The following is a 17,173-nucleotide window of genomic DNA, read 5'->3' as shown; positions in this document are numbered from 1 at the left end:
AAGCCTTTGGAGCACCGAATGCCAAGCCAGAAGGACGTGGCCGCCGAAAGCGGCGCGCCGATGATTCCTGAACAGCGTCGCGAGTTGATCTTGCGTCAGTTGCGCAAACAGCATGTGCTGAGTGTTCACCAGTTGATGGAGATGTTCGACTGCTCACACATGACGGTGCGCCGCGATATCGCGTTGCTTGAGCAGGAAGGCCTGGCGTATTCGGTGACGGGCGGTGTGCGCATTGCCAGCCAGCTTCACAGTGAGCCCAGCCACCAGGTCAAGGCCGTGGTTGAGTTGCCGCAGAAGCAAGCGATGGCCAAACTCGCGGCCCGTCTCCTGTTGGCGGACATGACTATTTATTTGGATGCCGGCACCAGCACCCTGGAGATCGTGCCCTATATCAAACTGCTCAGTGGCATGACGGTGGTGACCAATGACTTCGGCGTGGTTCAGGCGTTGATGGATGCACCCCACGTGACGGTGATTCATACCGGTGGGCAGTTGGACCATTCCAATCATTCCTGTGTCGGCGGCCTGGCGGTGGCGACACTGCGTCAGGTGGTGACGGATATCGCGTTTATCTCGACCAGCTCCTGGGACCTGCGACGCGGCATCACCACACCGTCGGCGCTGAAGGTGGAGGTCAAGCAGGTGGCCATGCAATCGGCGTCCCAAGTGGTGCTGGTGGCCAGCAGCTCCAAGTACGGCACGTTCAGCATGTACAAAATTGCCGGGTTGGAGCAGTTCGATGTGATCATCAGTGATGACGCACTGGCGCCTGCGGCGGCGGATGGGATTCGCAAGCAAGGGGTCGAATTGATGTTGCCGTCCGACCCCCAGCCAGCCTAACGCGCCTTTTCAGTCTCTTGCATGAATTGCCCCAGCTCCTTGCTGTAAAACTTCGCCATGCTCGTGGTGCCATGGCCACGGGTGTCGGCACTGGCGGGGATGAGCAGCAGCCGTGCATGCTTGAGCTCTTTCATCGACGCTTCCAACCGTCCGGTTTCCGGAGGGTTGCGCTCATCGTCCGCCGAGTTGATGACCAGCACCGGCGCCTGGATCTTGTTCAGACCGAGGGCTGCGTTGTAGTCGGCGGAGGATTGCCATTGGTAGATGAAGTCATTGGCGTCTGCGGTTTGCGCGGCATTCAAGCGCTCATCCACCAACTTGTCGGCCAGCGCTCGGGTCGGTGCCGCCGCCTGATAGGCGAGGGTGCCGCCGCTGGTGCCAACGCTGAACATCGCGTTTGCCAGGCGCAGGGACGGCGGTTGCGCGCTGTAGTTACCGTTGTTCCAGGCCGGGTCTTGCTTGATCGACTCCACCAGCAAACGGCGCATCATCCAGTTGCGCGATGACATCTCGGTGGGTTGGGACGCCATGGGCACCAGCGCGTCCATCATCTGCGGCCAGGTCTGGCCCCACATCCAGGTTTGCATACCGCCCATGGAGTTGCCGATGATCAGCCGCAGGTGCTTGATCCCCAGGCCTTCGGTAACCAATCGATACTGGGCTTGAACCAGGTCGGTGTAGTTGTACTCGGGAAACTTTGCGCGCAGGCCGTCGGAGGGTTTGCTGGACTGGCCCACGCCGATGCCGTCGGTGGAGATGATGTAGTACTTGCTGGCGTCCAGCGGCTGCCCGGGGCCGAACAGTTCGCCGCCAAAATCCTTGCTCAGCACATCGCTGCCGGGCCGGTAGGTGCCATGCAGGTAGAGGATGGCGGGGTTCTTGGGGTTGCCGAGGGTGATGTAGTGCAGTTTGAGGTTGGCGAGTTTTTCACCGGTGTGAAAGGTGAACTGCGGGGCGATCCAATCGCCCTCGGTCGCGGCCGGTAACGACGCGGCGCCGACGGCGGAACTGATCAACGCCAGGGACAACAACAGCCCGACCGCGGGGCGTGGACTGAATCTGTGCATGGGTATTTCCTATTGTTTTTGTTTTAGGAGCCCGTGCGCACCAAGGTATGCAGGGGCTTGATCACTTAGCGCGCTTTCCAGTCCCGCAACCATTGCAGCCCTGCCGAGGTGTCGCTCTTGGGGCGGTATTCGCAACCGACCCAGCCGTCGTAGCCCAACTCGTCAATCAGCTCGAACAGGTAGGGGTAGTTCAATTCACCCAGGTTCGGTTCGTGTCGGTCGGGTACGCCGGCAATCTGAATATGGCCAATGCCGTTGATGTCGCGAAGCAGTTTGACCGCCAAATCACCTTCGACGATCTGGCAGTGATAGCAGTCAAACTGCACCTTCAAATTGCTTGCGCCGACCTCCTTGCAGATCGCGTGTGCCTGGTCCTGTCGGTTGAGGAAAAACCCCGGCATGTCGCGAGTGTTGATCGGTTCCAGCAACACCGTCACGCCAGCCTGACGTGATTGGGCGGTGGCGTAAGCCAGGTTCTCGAGGTACACCGCGTGATGGCGCTCACGGTGCTGCTCCGAGGGCAGCAGGCCGGCCATCACGTGGATGCGGGTATTGCCTAGCACGGCGGCGTATTCCAGGGCACGGTCGAAGCCGGCGCGAAATTCGCTTTCGCGGCCCGGTAGGGTGGCGATGCCGCGTTCACCCGCCGCCCAGTCGCCGGGCGGCGCGTTGAACAGGGCTTGGACCAGGCCGTTGTCGCTCAGGTGCTGTTTAAGTACCTGGGCGCTGTATTCGTAGGGGAACAGATACTCCACGGCATCAAAACCATCGGCCGCAGCCGCTGCGAAGCGCTCCAGAAAAGCGTGTTCGGGGTAAAGCATGCTTAGGTTGGCAGCAAAGCGAGGCATGTGAACTCCTGATGAAAAACGATCAGACAAAAGGCCAGATCAACAGGGTGATAAGGAAGCCGAGCGTGCCGAGGAGGGTGGTGATCACCGTCCAGGTCCGCAGGCCGTCTGCCACGTTGAGGCCGGCCAGCTTGGTGAAAATCCAGTAGCCGGCGTCGTTGATGTGCGACATCGCCAGCCCGCCACCGCCCATAGCCAGGCACAGCAGGGCCATGTGGTTGGGCGTCAGGTTAAGCGTGGCGATCAACGGGCTGATGATACCTGCGGTGGTTACCAGGGCCACGGTGGTGGAGCCTTGCACGGCGCGCAGCAACATGGTCAGCAAAAAGCCCAAGGCCAGCACCGGCAGCCCGGTGGTACGCAGCAGGTCGGAGACCACCGCGCCGATGCCGGTATCCACCAGTACCTTGCCGAATACGCCACCGGCACCCGCAATCAAAATCACCATGGCCACACCCGGCAGCGCCGAGCCTATTACATCGGAGACCTGGGTACGGCTCCAGCCGCGACGGGAACCGAGCAGCCAGGCACACAGCAAGGTGTCGAGCAGCAGCGCCACCAGGGGCGCACCGAGCACGGTCATGATGCCGCGCAGGGTTGATTCGACAGGCAGCAGTGACGTCGCCAGCGTACCCAGCAAAATCAACACGATCGGCAACAGGATCAAACTGACGATCAAGCCGAAACCCGGCGCAGGGGCGGGTGGCAGCTTGGCCAGGATACTGCTGGTGGATTCCTCCAGGCCCATGTGCGAGACGGTCTCTGCACCTTGTTGCGCCTCTTGGGTTTTGCCGTCTTGCCAGGCGCGCAGGTCGTCGTTGGTGACGTGCGGGCCGTAGACTTCGGCGCGGATATCATCGGACATCGGGTAGAAGCGGCGCGTCATGCGCCCCGCCACGCGATAGCCGACGTAGCACAGGAACGCCGTCAGCGGCAGCCCGAACATCAGCACCCGGCCCAGGTCCGCACCCAGTTGGCTGGCGGCGGCGACCGCACCTGGGTGCGGTGGCAGAAATGCATGCACCGTAAGCAGCGCTGCGCACATCGGCAACGCGAACATCAGCAACGGCTTGCGAGCGCGACGAGCCACACCGTAGGCCAGCGGCATGAGGATGATCACCCCCACCTCGAAGAACACCGGCACGCCGATAATGAAACCGGCAATCGTCAAGGCAAGGGGCGTGCGTCGATTACCGAAGCGTTCAATCAGGGTCTTGGCCAGCGCCTCGGCACCGCCCGACAACTCAATGATGCGGCCGATCATCGCGCCCAAGGCAATGATGATCGCAATGTGGCCGAGGGTCTTGCCCATGCCGCCTTCAATGGTGGCGACCAGATCGGCAGGTTTAACTCCCGCCACCAGGGCCACCATAATGCTGACCAACATCAGCGCCACGAACGGCTGGAATTTGTATTTGAGCACTAGGAACAGCAGCAAGGCGATGCCTAGGCCAGCGGTCGCCATCAGGATAAGCGGGCTCATGAGCGCGGCCCTTCATGGAAAACGCAGGATGGTTTTTTGTCGCTGCAAACATCAACACGAAACTTGATAGTGGTCATGCTGGAAGGTCCTGTTGTTTTTATTGTTAAGGGTGTTGCGGGGGGAAACGGTGCCTACCAGTGCGCGCCGAAAACGCTTTTAAGCTCGGCCAGCGCTGCAGCATCCAGCGGCGCCGGACGCGGGTTGCTCATCAGCCACAGGCGTGCGGTTTCTTCGAGTTCTTCGAGGGCGTAACTGGCCTTGGAAACTGAGCTTTCCCAGACCACCGGGCCCAAGCGCTCGAGCATTACGCCACGCACACTGTTGGCGAGGCGCGCGACCTGGTCCGCCACATCGGGCGCGCCGGGGCGTTGATAGTTGATCAGCGGGATATGCCCGACCTTCATCACCTGGTACGGCGTCAGCGGGGGCAGGATGTCATCCTGGCGCCAAACACCGGCAAGCGTCAGGGCCACCAAATGTGTGGAATGGGTATGCACCACACCACCGACGCCAGGGTTGCGATCGTAAACCTGGCGATGCAAGGCCAGGGTTTTTGACGGTTTGTCGCCAGAGACCCATTTGCCCGTAAGGTCGACCTTGGCGATCAACGCAGGGTCAAGGCGGCCCAGGCACGCATCGGTTGGCGTGATCAGCCAGCCGTCGTCCAGGCGCGCGCTGATGTTGCCGGCGCTGCCGACTGTGTACCCTCGCTGATAAAGACTGTGACCTACGATGCAGATCTCTTCGCGCAAGGCGTTTTCGTTGCTCATTGCGCACCTCCTGCCAGTTGCTTGAGTGCTTTGTCGAAAAAGTCTCTACCGCCGAAATTGCCCGACTTGAGGGCCAGCGCCAGCGGTTCGGCAGTGTTGCTGAGGGTCGCGGGAACACCAGGGTCAATCTGCGTGCCAATCTGCAGTAGGCGCACGCCCAGGGCGGTGACTACGGCGCCAGAGGTTTCACCGCCAGCGACCACGAAGCGTCTTACGCCGGCCTGACGTAGGGCTTGGGCAATTTCTCCCAGGGCGTTCTCTACCAATTCGCCTGCGCGCTCGGCGCCCAGTTGCTGTTGCACCGCCTTGAGTTCATCCGCAGGGCTGGTGGCATAGATCAGTACGGTGTGTGGGTTGCTCAGGGCAAACGCCACGGCATCCGCCACTACCGACTCACCCGCCGCCAGGGCTAGCGGGTCGATGCGCAGCGCCGGTCGTCCGGCTTCGATCCACGCGGCGACTTGGCCGTTGGTGGCAATCGACGCGCTCCCTGCCAGCACCACCTCGCCACCGGGTACGGTAGGTAAGGAGGCTGGATCGAAGTCACGAAGTTTGCCGGCCCGGCGGAAGTTGTCGGGAAGGCCCAAGGCCAGGCCGGAACCGCCGGTTAACAGCGGCAGATCACTGCAAGCGCTGCCGAGGGTGTGCAGGTCTTGATCACTGAGGGCATCCGCGATGGCCATGCCTATGCCTTGGGCGCGCAGCTCTGCAATCCGTTCGCGCACGTGTGATACACCTTGGGCGATGGTGTCGTAGCGCAGCAGGCCAACCTTTTGTGTGGTTTGTGATTGCAGTACGCGGACCAGGTTGGCGTCGGTCATCGCGGTCAGCGGGTGGTGCTGCATGCCTGACTCATTGAGCAGTTGATCCTGCACAAACAAATGACCGCGGAAAATGGTCCGGCCATTTTCCGGAAACGCCGGGCAGGCCAGGGTGAAATCACTGTCCAGCGCCTTGAGCAGGGCCTCGCTGACCTGGCCGATATTGCCGGCGGCCGTCGAGTCGAACGTGGAGCAGTACTTGAAGAAAATCTGCTCGCACCCTTGTGCGCGCAGCCATTCAAGGGCGGCCAGGGAGTCGGCTACCGCCTGCGCCGCCGGGACAGTACGCGACTTCAGCGCAATCACGATCGCATCGGCATCCAGTGTCGCAGCGACTTCATCGCTGGGGATACCGATGCTCTGCACAGTACGCATGCCGCCGCGCACCAGCATATTGGCCAGGTCTGTGGCCCCGGTGAAGTCGTCGGCGATGCAGCCCAGCAACGGGCGTGCGCTAGGTAGGTTCATGGGCAATCCTTATTCGGTTTCGGTCTTGGCAGTCGGGAGCTCAATGCCAGGGAAAATCTTGATCACCGCCGAATCGTCCTCACGCCCGAACCCGGCACTGGAGGCCTGCATGAACATCTGGTGAGCGGTGGCTGACAATGGCAGCGGAAACTTGCTGGCCCGTGCGGTATCCAGCACCAGGCCCAGGTCCTTGACGAAAATATCGACGGCCGAGAGCGGCGTGTAATCAGCCTTGAGAATGTGTGGCACGCGGTTCTCGAACATCCAGGAATTGCCCGCGCTGTGGGTGATCACTTCATACAGTGCATCGGCCTCGACGCCTTCACGCAGCCCCAGTGCCATGGCTTCTGCGGCAGCGGCGATATGCACGCCGGCCAGCAGTTGGTTGATGATCTTTACCTTTGAGCCCAGGCCATGGGCATCGCCCAGACGATAGACCTTGCCGGCCATGCCCGTGAGCACGTCATCGGCTTTTGCATAAGCCTCGGCTGGGCCGGAAGTCATCATGGTCATCTCACCGGCCGCCGCTTTGGCTGCACCACCGGAGATCGGTGCATCCAGGTACAGCAACCCTGCGTTGATCAAGCGCTGGCCCAGGTCTACCGCGTAGGTAGGGGCCACCGTGGCGCAACCAATCACCAGGCTGCCAGGGCGCAAGGCGGCGACGGCGCCATGTTCACCAAACAGGACCGTCTCGGTTTGTTCGGCATTGACCACGACGGTGATGATCACATCGCACGCGGCGGCCATCTGGACAGGCGAGCTGCAGGCAACGCCCCCTTCACTGGCGAACTGCTGCGTGACGGTTTCTCGCACATCACAGGCATGCACGTTGAAGCCGCTGCGCAACAACGAGCGGGCAATGCCCAGCCCCATCGCGCCTAAGCCGATAACACCAACATTCTTGTTATTCATGGAGGCTCCGTAGCAAGGCTGTGGGTACGTGGGCGCCGCAGAGGTGCAGGCGATCGTCCAGATACAGGTAAGGGGCGGGAAGCTTATTCGGGGAGGTGTCGAACATCGTTGCCATCCTGTTTTGTTTTTTTGTCAGGGTGTCATGCGGGTTGAATAGATAATCCACCAATGATCAGATTATGTGAAGTTATTTTTTGATTTAACAATATTTAACATCGCAGCGGGCGCTGCCAGGCTTCAGCGTTGAGAACACAGGCGTTGAAACGCAAAGTGAGCACGGCTTTTGGCGGTGCTCACTGGAAGGCTGTGCGGTGCTACGCCAGGAATTAACGCGAGTAGGTGACTTCTGCGGTCCAGTTCGACGTTTTCTGGTTGTGCAGGTCCCAGAACGCCTTTGCAATGCCAACCGCCTCCTCGGATTCCGGTTCGACGAACGCGCCACAGTGACCGTGGCCACATGCACGTTGTGGGTTTTGGCCGACTCGAAGAGGCCTGTCGTCAATGCACGAATACCGGCCTTACCCAGACTCAACGAAAGATAATCTGCATTCGGTTCGATGCCGAAGAAGCCACCAGCCCCCGGGTTTGCTCAGGGTGTCACTGCCCATCACATTTGGCCGCCGATGGGTTGCGCCGCTGTTGCCCGCATTTATCGCCCAGCATCCGAAAATACGTGTGGATGCGCGGTTTGCCGACAGGTACGTGGATGGTGTGGCGGAAGCTTCGATGTCGCGATTCGCGTTGGAGTGCTGCGCGACAGCACGCTGGTGGCCAAGCAGATTGCCCCTTTCCGTAACCGCCTTTACGCCGCTCCCAGCTATATCGCGTCCCATGGCCAGCCCCAATCCCTTGAAGCGTTGGCCGAGCATGCGAGCTTGGATTCTGCAGCCACTCCAGTTGGCCGGACTGGGTACTTAAAAATAGCAGCCAGCAAAAAACTTTTTGGCCGACGGGCCCGCTGATATCCGACAGCTCGGAGTCGCTTTTACAGGTGGCGGTGTAGGGCGTTGGGATCATTCTGACGCCTGACTGGCTGGCTGGCTGGCTGGCGCGGCGGTGCGCGACGGCACGCTTGTGCAAATACTCGCGCAATGGGAAGGCGCAGAGGTGGGCGGAATCTATGCAGTGATGCCGCCGGGGCGGCTGGTTCCGACGAAGACAAGAGTCTTTGTCGATCAAATAACCCGTGCGATTCAGGCAGGCTGGCAGCAGTAAAAAGAGACATCCGATTAACAAAATAAAATTGTGTTTGTGAAAAATTTATATTGATTTTTTTTAGGTTGGTAGCGCTTTAGCATAAATCCACCTTCAAAAAAGCCGTCGGGCAGCGACCACGGTGCCCGGCACCACAAACCAATAAAAATTGTTATCGGAGTCCTGATGAGTCTTTCTCCTTTCCATCTCGCAATCCCTGTGTATGACTTGGCCGCCACTCGTCACTTCTACGGTGAGGTGTTCGGTCTTTCCGAAGGTCGTTCAAGCGACCAGTGGGTAGACTTCGATTTCTACGGCCATCAACTGGTCATCCATGAGCACCCTAAAACTGCGTCGCAGGAAAGCGTGCACAGCAACCCGGTAGACGGCCACGATGTACCGGTTCCGCACTTCGGCATCATCCTGGAGTGGGCACAATGGGAAGCCCTGGCCGAGCGCTTGAAAGCGCGCGCAACCAAGTTTGTGATCGAACCCTACATTCGCTTTAAAGGCCAGGTCGGCGAGCAAGCCACCATGTTCCTATTCGACCCGTGCGGCAACGCGCTGGAGTTCAAGGCGTTCAAGGATATGAGCCAGCTGTTCGCTAAATAATAAAAACCTGGCGCACGCTAAAGAGTGCGCCAGGAAAACATAAATGAGCTGGAAGCTCATGAATCTAGCTACTGCCTAAAGCAGTCCTTTCATTCCAACAAAAAGGCTAGACATGAAACGTATCCCCTTAGTTTGGCAAATCGTTGCCGGGCTTTTGCTTGGCGTGCTCGTGGGTTGGTATTTCAATACCCATCCGGAAAATCAAGTATGGGTTAGTACCGAAATCCTTAAACCACTCGGAGACATCTTCATCAAGATGATGAAGATGGTCGTCGTGCCGATTGTTTTCTGCTGCATGATCCTCGGCATTGCCGGGGGCGGTGATAACAAATCGTTTGGGCGCATGGGCGCAAAGTCGTTGATCTACTTCTTTGCAATCACCAGCCTCGCCATCGTGCTTGGCTTGTGCTTTGCCAACCTGTTTGAGCCGGGTAAGGGTACCGACATTGCAGGGATCGCCCATAACGCGGCAGCCGTGCATATGGAGCCGTCGAAAGGCGCGCTGATCATCCTGCAAAACATCGTGCCCGATAACGTGATTGTCGCGATGTCGGAAGCGAAGTTGCTGTCGGTGCTGTTCTTTGCCGTGCTGCTGGGTATGGCGTTGAACACCTTGCCTAAAGAGAAAAGCGCACCGGTTATTGCAGTGGTGCAGGGCTTCTCCGATGCGATGTTCAAAGTCGTGTCGTTTGTCATGGCCTACGCACCGATCGGTGTATTCGGCATGATCGGCGCCACGGTGGCGACCTTCGGATTTGCCTCGTTGCTGCCGTTGCTCAAGTTGATCGGCGTGGTGTACCTGGCGCTGATTACCTTTGCTCTGTTGATGCTCGGAGGCATTTGCTACCTGATCGGCGAAAACGTCTTCAAGTTGATCAAGTACTTCCGTGATGAGCTGATTTTGGCCTTCTCCAGCGCAGCCTCTGCGGCGGTCATGCCACAGTTGATGACCAAGCTGGAAGCCTATGGCGTGCCTCGGCGCATCGTCAGCTTCGTAGTGCCTGTGGGTTATGCGTTTAACCTGGACGGTGCTTCGATCTTCCTTGGTGTGGCGACAATCTTCATTGCCCAACTCTATGGCATTGATCTGTCGTTGACTCAGCAGATTTTGCTGGTGGTCACAATGGTGCTGACGTCGAAGGGCGCCGCCGGTGTGCCTGGGTTTGCCATCATCATTCTGTCGGCCACCTTGGCGTCTGCCGGGCTGCCGCTGGAGGGGGTCGCGTTGATTGCCGGGATCTTCCGGATCATCGACAGCGGTACCACTACCTTGAACGTGCTGGGTAATGCAATTGCACCCCTGGTCATTGCCAAGTGGGAGAAAGCGCCCCTGGAGCGAAAAAGCTCAATAAGGGTCGAGCAGAACGCTTAATCAGCGACACACAAGAGCCTTCCACGTTAATCGCGTCGAGGGCTCTTTTTTGGGCTGATAAACCTATAAGAAGTTATTGCGTGTTCATTCTTTTCAGGCGCCGGGGTGCTCGGTTCAGATAAAGAATCGTGCCCTGTTAGTTGCCACTGTGCTGCCATTATTTATAAAAAAAACAGGTGGGCTATGTGCAAGAAATCAGTGTTCTATCGGACGCGTCGCTGCGTCGCAGTATGGATAGTGTTGCTATTTATGGGAACTTACCAACTGGCGGTTGCCAGCCCACGCACGGCGTTGACGCATTCTGCCGTGGCCGTACCTGACCAATTTGCTGCGGACACCGCCAACGCAATCTTTGCCAAAGGCGGGAATGCCGTGGATGCGGCCGTTGCCGTTGCCTTTTCCCTGGCGGTGACCTACCCCGAAGCTGGAAATATCGGCGGCGGCGGTTTCATGACCGTCTATTACAAGGGCAAACCCTATTTTCTCGATTACCGCGAGCGTGCGCCGCTGAAAGCAACGCGGCATATGTTCGTCGACAGCTCGGGTAAAAAAGTGATTGCTGCCGACCAGCCGCAAGGCAGTGTGATCGGACACCGCTCGGTAGGTGTACCCGGCACTGTCGCGGGTATGTGGGAGGCTCACAAGCGCTTTGGCAAACTCAAATGGGCGGACCTGATCGAGCCCGCCATTGGCTACGCACACCATGGCTTCGTCGTCGATGAAGCACTGGCCAGTATTGCTGCAAGTGAAAACGCCAAACGCTTCGCCGGTAAAACCAACTTCGCTGAACATTTCGGCAGGCTGCAGGCAGGCACTACCTTCAAGCAACCTGAACTTGAGGCGGTTCTCAAGCGCATCGCCGCGCAGGGGCCGAAAGGCTTTTACGCTGGTAAAACCGCAGAGCTGATCGTGACCGATATGAGTGCCAATGGCGGCTTGATCAGCGCGCAGGACCTGGCCGATTACAAATCCGTGTGGCGTACCCCAATACAAGCCAACTGGAATGGCTTCCAGGTTGTCACCGCGCCACCGCCCAGCTCTGGCGGGGTCGCGCTGGTGCAACTGTTGAAGATGAAAGAGATGCGCCGCGAGGATTTCCAGAGCGTGCCGCTTAACTCCGTTCGCTATATGCATTTAGTGGCGGAGATCGAAAAGCGGGTATTTGCTGATAGGGCAAAGTACCTGGGTGATCCGGATTTTTACACGGTGCCGGTGCATGAATTGATCGACGAACACTACCTGGCGGGCCGAGCGTCGCAGGTCAATCTATCGATCCCTTCGGACACCAATAAGGTCGTCGCCGGCCTGAATATTGAATCGCCGGAGAAGCCCCAGACCACGCACTTCTCAATCGTCGATAAATGGGGCAATGCCGTTTCCAACACGTACACGCTCAATGGCTTTTTCGGCTCCGGCGTCGTCGCGGAAAAAACCGGCATTTTGCTCAATGATGAGATGGATGACTTCTCGGCACTGGCAGGAGTGCCCAATCAGATGGGCGTCGTGGGCACCGACACTAATGCCATCGAACCCGGAAAGCGGCCCTTGTCTTCGATGACGCCGACGATTTTCCTGAAGGACGGCAAGGTCGCCTTGGTGATCGGTACACCCGGTGGCTCGCGGATTTTTACCTCCATCTTCCAGGTCGTCAGTAACCTGTATGACTTCCACCTTGGGCTGAAAGATTCGGTGGGCGCGATGCGTTTTCACCACCAGTTGCTGCCTGCCAACACGATTTTCTGGGAACCCTATGCACCGATCTCGGGGCAACTGGCGACGGAAGTTGAAGGCGCAGGCTATAACCTTGCAAACCAGGGCTTCAATGGTGATATCCAGGCAATCAGGGTGGAACACGGCGTGCCTGAACCCGTATCTGATCCCAGGGGGAGGGGGGTGACGTCCATTGCCAAGTAGTGGGTCAATCCGCTCGTCTGGCTTACGAGCATTTGGCCAGACGCGCTCGGTAAGAGGGGCATCAAGGTGGATCGAGATCCACTAGAGCCCACGCCCCAGTGCTAGTTATTTATCCTGCGCTGGGGCGTTCGCCGGCCTGACAAAAATCTAAAGTTAGGCGAGCGATTCACCTGAATTTGCATCAATCTCAGCCCGCCTGAATGCCAGGATTGCACTCTCATGCACCGCTCCCCACTCCCGCATTGCGCTGATCAGTGGGGCAAGCGTGTTGCCTAATTCTGTTAGGGAATATTCGACCTTGGGCGGGACCTCTCGATAGATTTCGCGATGGATAACCTTATCTGTCTCCAGCTCTCTGAGTTGCAAGGTGAGCATCCGCTGCGTCACATCAGGGATTAGTCGGCGCAACTCGTTGAAGCGCTTTGTTCCTGACATCAGGTGGAACAGGATGAGCGATTTCCATTTCCCACCAATGACATCGACCGTAAAGGAGACAGGGCAAGCGAATGCTTCAACTTCATCCCGGGGAATGCATTTTTTCACAGGGCATCTCCTTGGTATAAAAAATGTGCCTACAGCACATAAATGTGCGTACTTACGAATATGGTGTGCGCACGCTAACATCATTCCGTATCAATCACTACGGAATGATCCGGATGAGCTTGTTGCTTTCCCCCCATGAAATAAAAGGCATGAAACTGAAAAACCGCGTCGTCATGTCGCCCATGTGCATGCACATGGCGGCAGATGACGGCTTCGTTACTGAATGGCATCGAGTGCATTACGGTGCCCGCGCCTTGGGCCAGGCGGCATTGATTTTCCCAGAAACGCTGGCAGTTCACGCCGATGGCCGTATTGGTGCCGGTGACCTCGGTATCTGGAGCGATGCACATGTCGCTGGCTTGAAGGCGCTCACTGAATTGCTTCACAGCTTTGGCGCGAAAGTCGGTGCTCAGATCGGTCATGCAGGACGCAATGCTGACTTGCCCAATCTTATTCACATTGCGCCATCGGCTATTCCGTTCACCGAAACCAGCCCTGTGCCTCGCGCACTCGCGGCTGACGAAATTCCGGGTTTGGTAAAGCTCTACGGCGATGCTGCACGACGTGCCAGTGAAGCGGGCTTTGATGTACTTGAGATCCATGCCGCGCATGGTTATTTGCTGAGTGAGTTCCTCTCCCCACTCGCCAACACCCGCGACGACGAATATGGCGGTGATGCCAAGCGTCGCTATCGCTTCCTGCGCGAAGTGCTGGAGGAAGTCAAAACCCATTGGGGCAATCGTCCTCTGTTTGTTCGTATCTCCAGCTCTGATTACGCCGAAGGCGGAAACACACCCGAGTCATTCCTTGAATACGGTCGCTGGATGAAGGAACAGGGTGTCGACCTGATCGACTGCAGCTCCGGCGGAATCAAGATGATCAAGGTGCAGACCTATCCCGGTTACCAAGTACCGGCCGCTGAGTTGCTGCGTAAGGAGCTGCATATTGCGACGGGTGCGGTGGGTGTCATCCAGAGTGGTCGTCAAGCCGAAGAAATCCTGCAAAACGGCCGAGCTGACCTGGTGTTTGTCGGGCGGCAAATGCTGCGTGATCCGTTCTGGGTGCGCACTGCAGCAGATGATTTGAAAGAAATCATTGAGATACCTGCTGCCTACACGCGTTACGGCTCTGTATGGCTTGATACCAAAGCGTGAATCAGCCCGCGTCATAAGCGGGCGGCTGGACAGTCCTAATTCTCAATCCAATCCAATGAAGCAGGCGTGAAACCATGAGTAAACCTACTTACATACACGAATACCAAGCCATCACCGAGGTGCTGAACAAGTACATCGAGGGCTGCAAGCAAGCAAAAAGCAGCCTAATGAAGCCTGCTTTCAATGAGCAAGCGACCATGTTTAGCGTCGATGGCGACGGTAAGCTGGCCGGCGGCGCAATTCCTATCCTGTTCAAGGGGATCGATGAAGGGTTTCGCCCCTCTCCTGATGCACCGGCAGCTATCGTCCGCATTGAGATTGTCGGTACCGCGGCGAGCGCGCGCATCGACGCAAACGACATGTCCGGCATTTCGTTTACCGACTTTTTCCATCTGTTGAAAGTTGAAGGCAAGTGGACGGTCGTCAGCAAGATCTTTCACACCCACGTCGCGCCTTGAACCTCTGTCGTCCTTAAGTCTGTGGCAGTTGAGGCTTCCCAGCACTCAGGCATAAAAATGGAAACGTCATGAAAACCCTTACCTCTGCTCTTGCTCTTACGGTCGTTACGCTTGCGCCCGGTACTGCCTCCGCCGCCACGTACCCGGGAGTTGAGCACACACGGCGAAACTCTTGCAATCGCTTGAAGGTGTCCCGACGCTCGACTCCATGACGCCGGTCGATGCCCGTGCGGCGCTGGCGGGTGCCCAGGCTGCCCCCCAAGTAGTCTTGCCGGCAGCTGATGTCAGCGAGAAGACGATACGCGTGAACGGCAGCGATCTGAAATTGACCATCGTGCGCCCGGTCGGTAGCCAACAGAAGACTCTGCCCGCGTTCATGTATTTCCACGGCGGCGGCTGGGTGTTGGGCGACTTCCCGACCCACGAACGACTGGTGCGTGACCTGGTGGTAGGCTCGGGTGCGGTGGCGGTCTTCGTCAACTACAGCCTCTCGCCAGAGGCGGCATATGGCGTCGCTACGGAGCAAGCCTATGCCGCGACAAAATGGGTCGCCGAACACGGGCAAGAGATCAAGGTAGACGGCACTCGCCTCGCCGTAGCCGGCAACAGTGCTGGCGGCAACATTGCCGCCGTAGTTGCCCTGATGGCGAACGAGAAGGGTGAACCCGCACTGCGCTCGCAAGTGTTGCTGTGCCCAGTGACAGACTCCAACTTTGACACGCTGTCGTACAAGGCCTTTGCCAACGGCTATTTCCTGACGAAGGACATGATGGCGTGGTTTTGGGACAATTACGTACCCGACGCCGAGGTACGCAAACAGATTTACGCCTCTCCACTGCAGGCCACGACCGAACAGTTGAAGGGCTTGCCGCCGACGCTGATCCAGACTGCCGAATTCGATGTCCTGCGCGATGAAGCTGAAGCGTACGGCCGCAAGCTCGACGCGGCGGGTGTGCCTGTGAAGACGGTTCGCTACAACGGCATGATTCACGATTTCGGTCTGTCGAACGGCTTCAGCCGTCTGCCGACGCCGCGCAGCGCGATTGCGCAGGCATCTCATGAACTCAAGATCAACCTGAGCAAGTAATTTCAAAAACAAAGAATCCGCAGGTCACGTTGAAACTGCGGGCTTCGTCATTGAAAACATATCCTCATCTCATTGCGAGGCTGCCTGCGCACAGCAGACTTTCGGAGCGTCTGCTGCGTTTGTGCGGTTGAGCATATTTCGATAATTGCACTCCTTTATGAAGAGCGACTAAATGAAATTTATATCTATTAAGCAGTTGTTTTTTGTGGCCTTGATTTCGAGCTTTGGCGCGATGGCTCAAGCAGAAAACGCACCAGGTGGCCCACAAGTTATCAGTAGTAAAACAGTCAGAAAAGCTACGTATGTAGAAGACTATCAAGCTATTACAGAGGTGCTTAACGCGTATATTGAGGGTTGCAAGCAGGCCAAGAGCAGTATCATGAAACCCGCTTTCAATGAACATGCGACGATGTACAGCGTCAGCGCCGAGGGCAAGTTGGAAGGCGGCGCGATTCCAATCTTGTTCGAGGGAATTGACAAGGATTTCCGTCCCTCTCCCGACGCGCAAGCCGCGATTACTCGTATTGAAATCGTCGGTAATGCCGCGAGTGCTCGTATCGATGCCAACGGCATGTCCGGCCTCTCTTTCACCGACTTCTTCCAGTTGCTGAAAGTAGAAGGCAAGTGGACGGTTGTTAGCAAGATTTTCCAAACCCATGACGCGCCTTAACTAGTCAAAGCAGCGCTGAAAATTGAGTTCGAAATTGAAGATGAGTTTCACGAAGTACTCGTCAGCACTTATCTAATTCTTCTTCACTGCATGCTCGGTAATCAGTTGAGCCAGTAGTTTTACTGGCTCAGTTAGACTGCGGCGTGCACGGTGCACCAAACCAATATCGCGATGGAATGTACGTTGTTTCAGGTCGATTGCACGTACCTCGGCAGGCCATTCTTTACGGGTGGCCGTTTCTGGCACCAAGGCGACTCCAACGCCGTTTGCAACCAGTTTGACGATTGCATCCAGTTCGTCGAGTTCGCAGACTTCGTGTAATGAAAAATGGGTTTGTCGCAGAAACCTATCAACTTGGCGTCCGCCGAAGGATGATCGGTCATAGCGGATAAAGGGTTGGCTCGATATCAATTCAGCCCAATCGTCTCCCGGCATATCGGCGGGGACGATCAGCCGGTAAGGTTCTCGCGCCAAGGTTGTCCAGCGCAGATCACTGTGAAGCGAGAAGGGCGGGCGGATTATCGCGGCCATATCGATTTCGCCTGAATCGACTTGGTTCACCAACTCCATCGACAAGCCGGGGAGCACTCGCGTTCTGCATTGCGCAGATCGTTGATGAAATTCAGCCAGGGCTTCTGGCAAGAAGGAGCGCTGAACCGAGGCAATCGCTCCAATGGTGATCAAAACATTCGCAGGAAGACCCACCGATGTCGAGCCCAGGTCTTTAAATTGGCGTACCAGTTCCTGACCCTGCGCCAAAACCTGGTGACCCATTCGATTGAGCTGAGCCGAGCGTCCCTTACGGTCGAATAGCTGTACCCCTAGCTCCGCCTCAAGGCGTTGCATCTGGGCGCTGACGGCGGCTTGGGTGAGGCCGATTTTGCTGCCGGCAGCCGCAAATGTGCCTTCTCTTGCCACAGCGATAAGTGTTTTCAGTTCTTTGATCATGCTCAAATA

The 17,173-nt window shown here is 57.5% G+C and carries 16 protein-coding genes and 1 pseudogene; 9 read left to right on the top strand and 8 right to left on the bottom strand.

Translation table 11 applies throughout. The features are described from left to right. The first annotated feature begins 18 nt into the window (after positions 1 to 18). Complete coding sequence (locus ACKZ62_RS18405) at positions 19 to 840, top strand: DeoR/GlpR family DNA-binding transcription regulator (protein ID WP_032885529.1); 822 nt, start codon at positions 19 to 21, stop codon at positions 838 to 840. Here the strand turns inward: ACKZ62_RS18405 and ACKZ62_RS18400 are convergent. From ACKZ62_RS18400 to ltnD, 6 genes are all read right to left on the bottom strand, one after another. After that, the gene (locus ACKZ62_RS18400) at positions 837 to 1,907 is read right to left on the bottom strand and encodes an alpha/beta fold hydrolase (protein ID WP_032885523.1); all 1,071 of its coding nucleotides are present in this window, start codon (positions 1,905 to 1,907) and stop codon (positions 837 to 839) included. The two genes, ACKZ62_RS18405 and ACKZ62_RS18400, sit on opposite strands and share 4 nt — an antisense overlap. A 65-nt stretch (positions 1,908 to 1,972) precedes the next feature. After that, positions 1,973 to 2,755 carry a 2-oxo-tetronate isomerase gene (otnI, locus tag ACKZ62_RS18395; protein WP_447095631.1) on the bottom strand — a complete coding sequence of 261 codons (783 nt, stop codon included), beginning with the start codon at positions 2,753 to 2,755 and terminating at the stop codon, positions 1,973 to 1,975. A 22-nt stretch (positions 2,756 to 2,777) separates the two neighbouring features. Continuing rightward, entirely contained in the window at positions 2,778 to 4,238 is a 1,461-nt protein-coding gene (locus ACKZ62_RS18390) for a GntT/GntP/DsdX family permease (RefSeq protein WP_447095630.1), read from the bottom strand. A gap of 131 nt (positions 4,239 to 4,369) precedes the next feature. Then, positions 4,370 to 5,008 (bottom strand): 3-oxo-tetronate 4-phosphate decarboxylase, encoded by a 639-nt coding sequence (otnC, locus tag ACKZ62_RS18385; protein ID WP_032885517.1) that lies wholly within the window; start codon positions 5,006 to 5,008, stop codon positions 4,370 to 4,372. Further along, entirely contained in the window at positions 5,005 to 6,297 is a 1,293-nt protein-coding gene (gene otnK / locus ACKZ62_RS18380; protein ID WP_032885516.1) for a 3-oxo-tetronate kinase, read from the bottom strand. The genes otnC and otnK overlap by 4 nt, the downstream gene beginning before the upstream one ends. Positions 6,298 to 6,306: 9 nt before the next feature. Further along, on the bottom strand, positions 6,307 to 7,266 hold the full coding sequence (gene ltnD, locus ACKZ62_RS18375) for an L-threonate dehydrogenase (protein WP_256997329.1): 960 nt from the start codon (positions 7,264 to 7,266) through the stop codon (positions 6,307 to 6,309). A 447-nt stretch (positions 7,267 to 7,713) separates the two neighbouring features. On the opposite strand from ltnD, the gene ACKZ62_RS18370 reads away from it, so the two are divergent. From ACKZ62_RS18370 to ggt, 4 genes are all read left to right on the top strand, one after another. Then, positions 7,714 to 8,130, top strand: coding sequence for a LysR substrate-binding domain-containing protein (locus ACKZ62_RS18370; protein WP_233897001.1), 417 nt, complete (start codon positions 7,714 to 7,716; stop codon positions 8,128 to 8,130). A 462-nt stretch (positions 8,131 to 8,592) separates the two neighbouring features. After that, complete coding sequence (locus ACKZ62_RS18365; RefSeq protein WP_032885513.1) at positions 8,593 to 9,018, top strand: VOC family protein; 426 nt, start codon at positions 8,593 to 8,595, stop codon at positions 9,016 to 9,018. A 112-nt stretch (positions 9,019 to 9,130) separates the two neighbouring features. Further along, positions 9,131 to 10,390, top strand: a complete 1,260-nt coding sequence (locus tag ACKZ62_RS18360) for a cation:dicarboxylate symporter family transporter (protein ID WP_032885511.1) — start codon at positions 9,131 to 9,133, stop codon at positions 10,388 to 10,390. Positions 10,391 to 10,639: 249 nt separating this feature from the next. After that, positions 10,640 to 12,304 carry a gamma-glutamyltransferase gene (ggt, locus tag ACKZ62_RS18355; RefSeq protein ID WP_241089558.1) on the top strand — a complete coding sequence of 555 codons (1,665 nt, stop codon included), beginning with the start codon at positions 10,640 to 10,642 and terminating at the stop codon, positions 12,302 to 12,304. 153 nt (positions 12,305 to 12,457) lie between these two features. On the opposite strand, the gene ACKZ62_RS18350 is transcribed toward ggt, so the two are convergent. After that, complete coding sequence (locus ACKZ62_RS18350) at positions 12,458 to 12,847, bottom strand: winged helix-turn-helix transcriptional regulator (protein ID WP_032885508.1); 390 nt, start codon at positions 12,845 to 12,847, stop codon at positions 12,458 to 12,460. 113 nt (positions 12,848 to 12,960) lie between these two features. Here ACKZ62_RS18350 and namA point away from each other — a divergent pair, with 113 nt between their 5' ends. The 4 genes and pseudogenes from namA to ACKZ62_RS18330 all read left to right on the top strand — a co-directional run bounded on the left by namA (position 12,961) and on the right by ACKZ62_RS18330 (position 16,216). Continuing rightward, positions 12,961 to 14,001, top strand: coding sequence for an NADPH dehydrogenase NamA (gene namA, locus ACKZ62_RS18345; protein ID WP_122764058.1), 1,041 nt, complete (start codon positions 12,961 to 12,963; stop codon positions 13,999 to 14,001). 74 nt (positions 14,002 to 14,075) lie between these two features. Continuing rightward, positions 14,076 to 14,459, top strand: a complete 384-nt coding sequence (locus ACKZ62_RS18340) for a nuclear transport factor 2 family protein (RefSeq protein ID WP_122764059.1) — start codon at positions 14,076 to 14,078, stop codon at positions 14,457 to 14,459. Between the two features lie 68 nt (positions 14,460 to 14,527). Beyond that, positions 14,528 to 15,546, top strand: a pseudogene (locus ACKZ62_RS18335) (alpha/beta hydrolase). Positions 15,547 to 15,778: 232 nt separating this feature from the next. Next, the gene (locus ACKZ62_RS18330) at positions 15,779 to 16,216 is read left to right on the top strand and encodes a nuclear transport factor 2 family protein (protein WP_050442815.1); all 438 of its coding nucleotides are present in this window, start codon (positions 15,779 to 15,781) and stop codon (positions 16,214 to 16,216) included. A 72-nt stretch (positions 16,217 to 16,288) separates the two neighbouring features. Here ACKZ62_RS18330 and ACKZ62_RS18325 read toward each other — a convergent pair whose 3' ends face one another. Then, on the bottom strand, positions 16,289 to 17,164 hold the full coding sequence (locus ACKZ62_RS18325) for a LysR family transcriptional regulator (RefSeq protein WP_032885502.1): 876 nt from the start codon (positions 17,162 to 17,164) through the stop codon (positions 16,289 to 16,291). Positions 17,165 to 17,173: the final 9 nt, after the last annotated feature.

The organism is Pseudomonas sivasensis, assembly GCF_052938085.1.
Note: the sequence above shows the minus strand (reverse complement) of the source record. Positions and strands in the feature narration are given on the sequence as shown.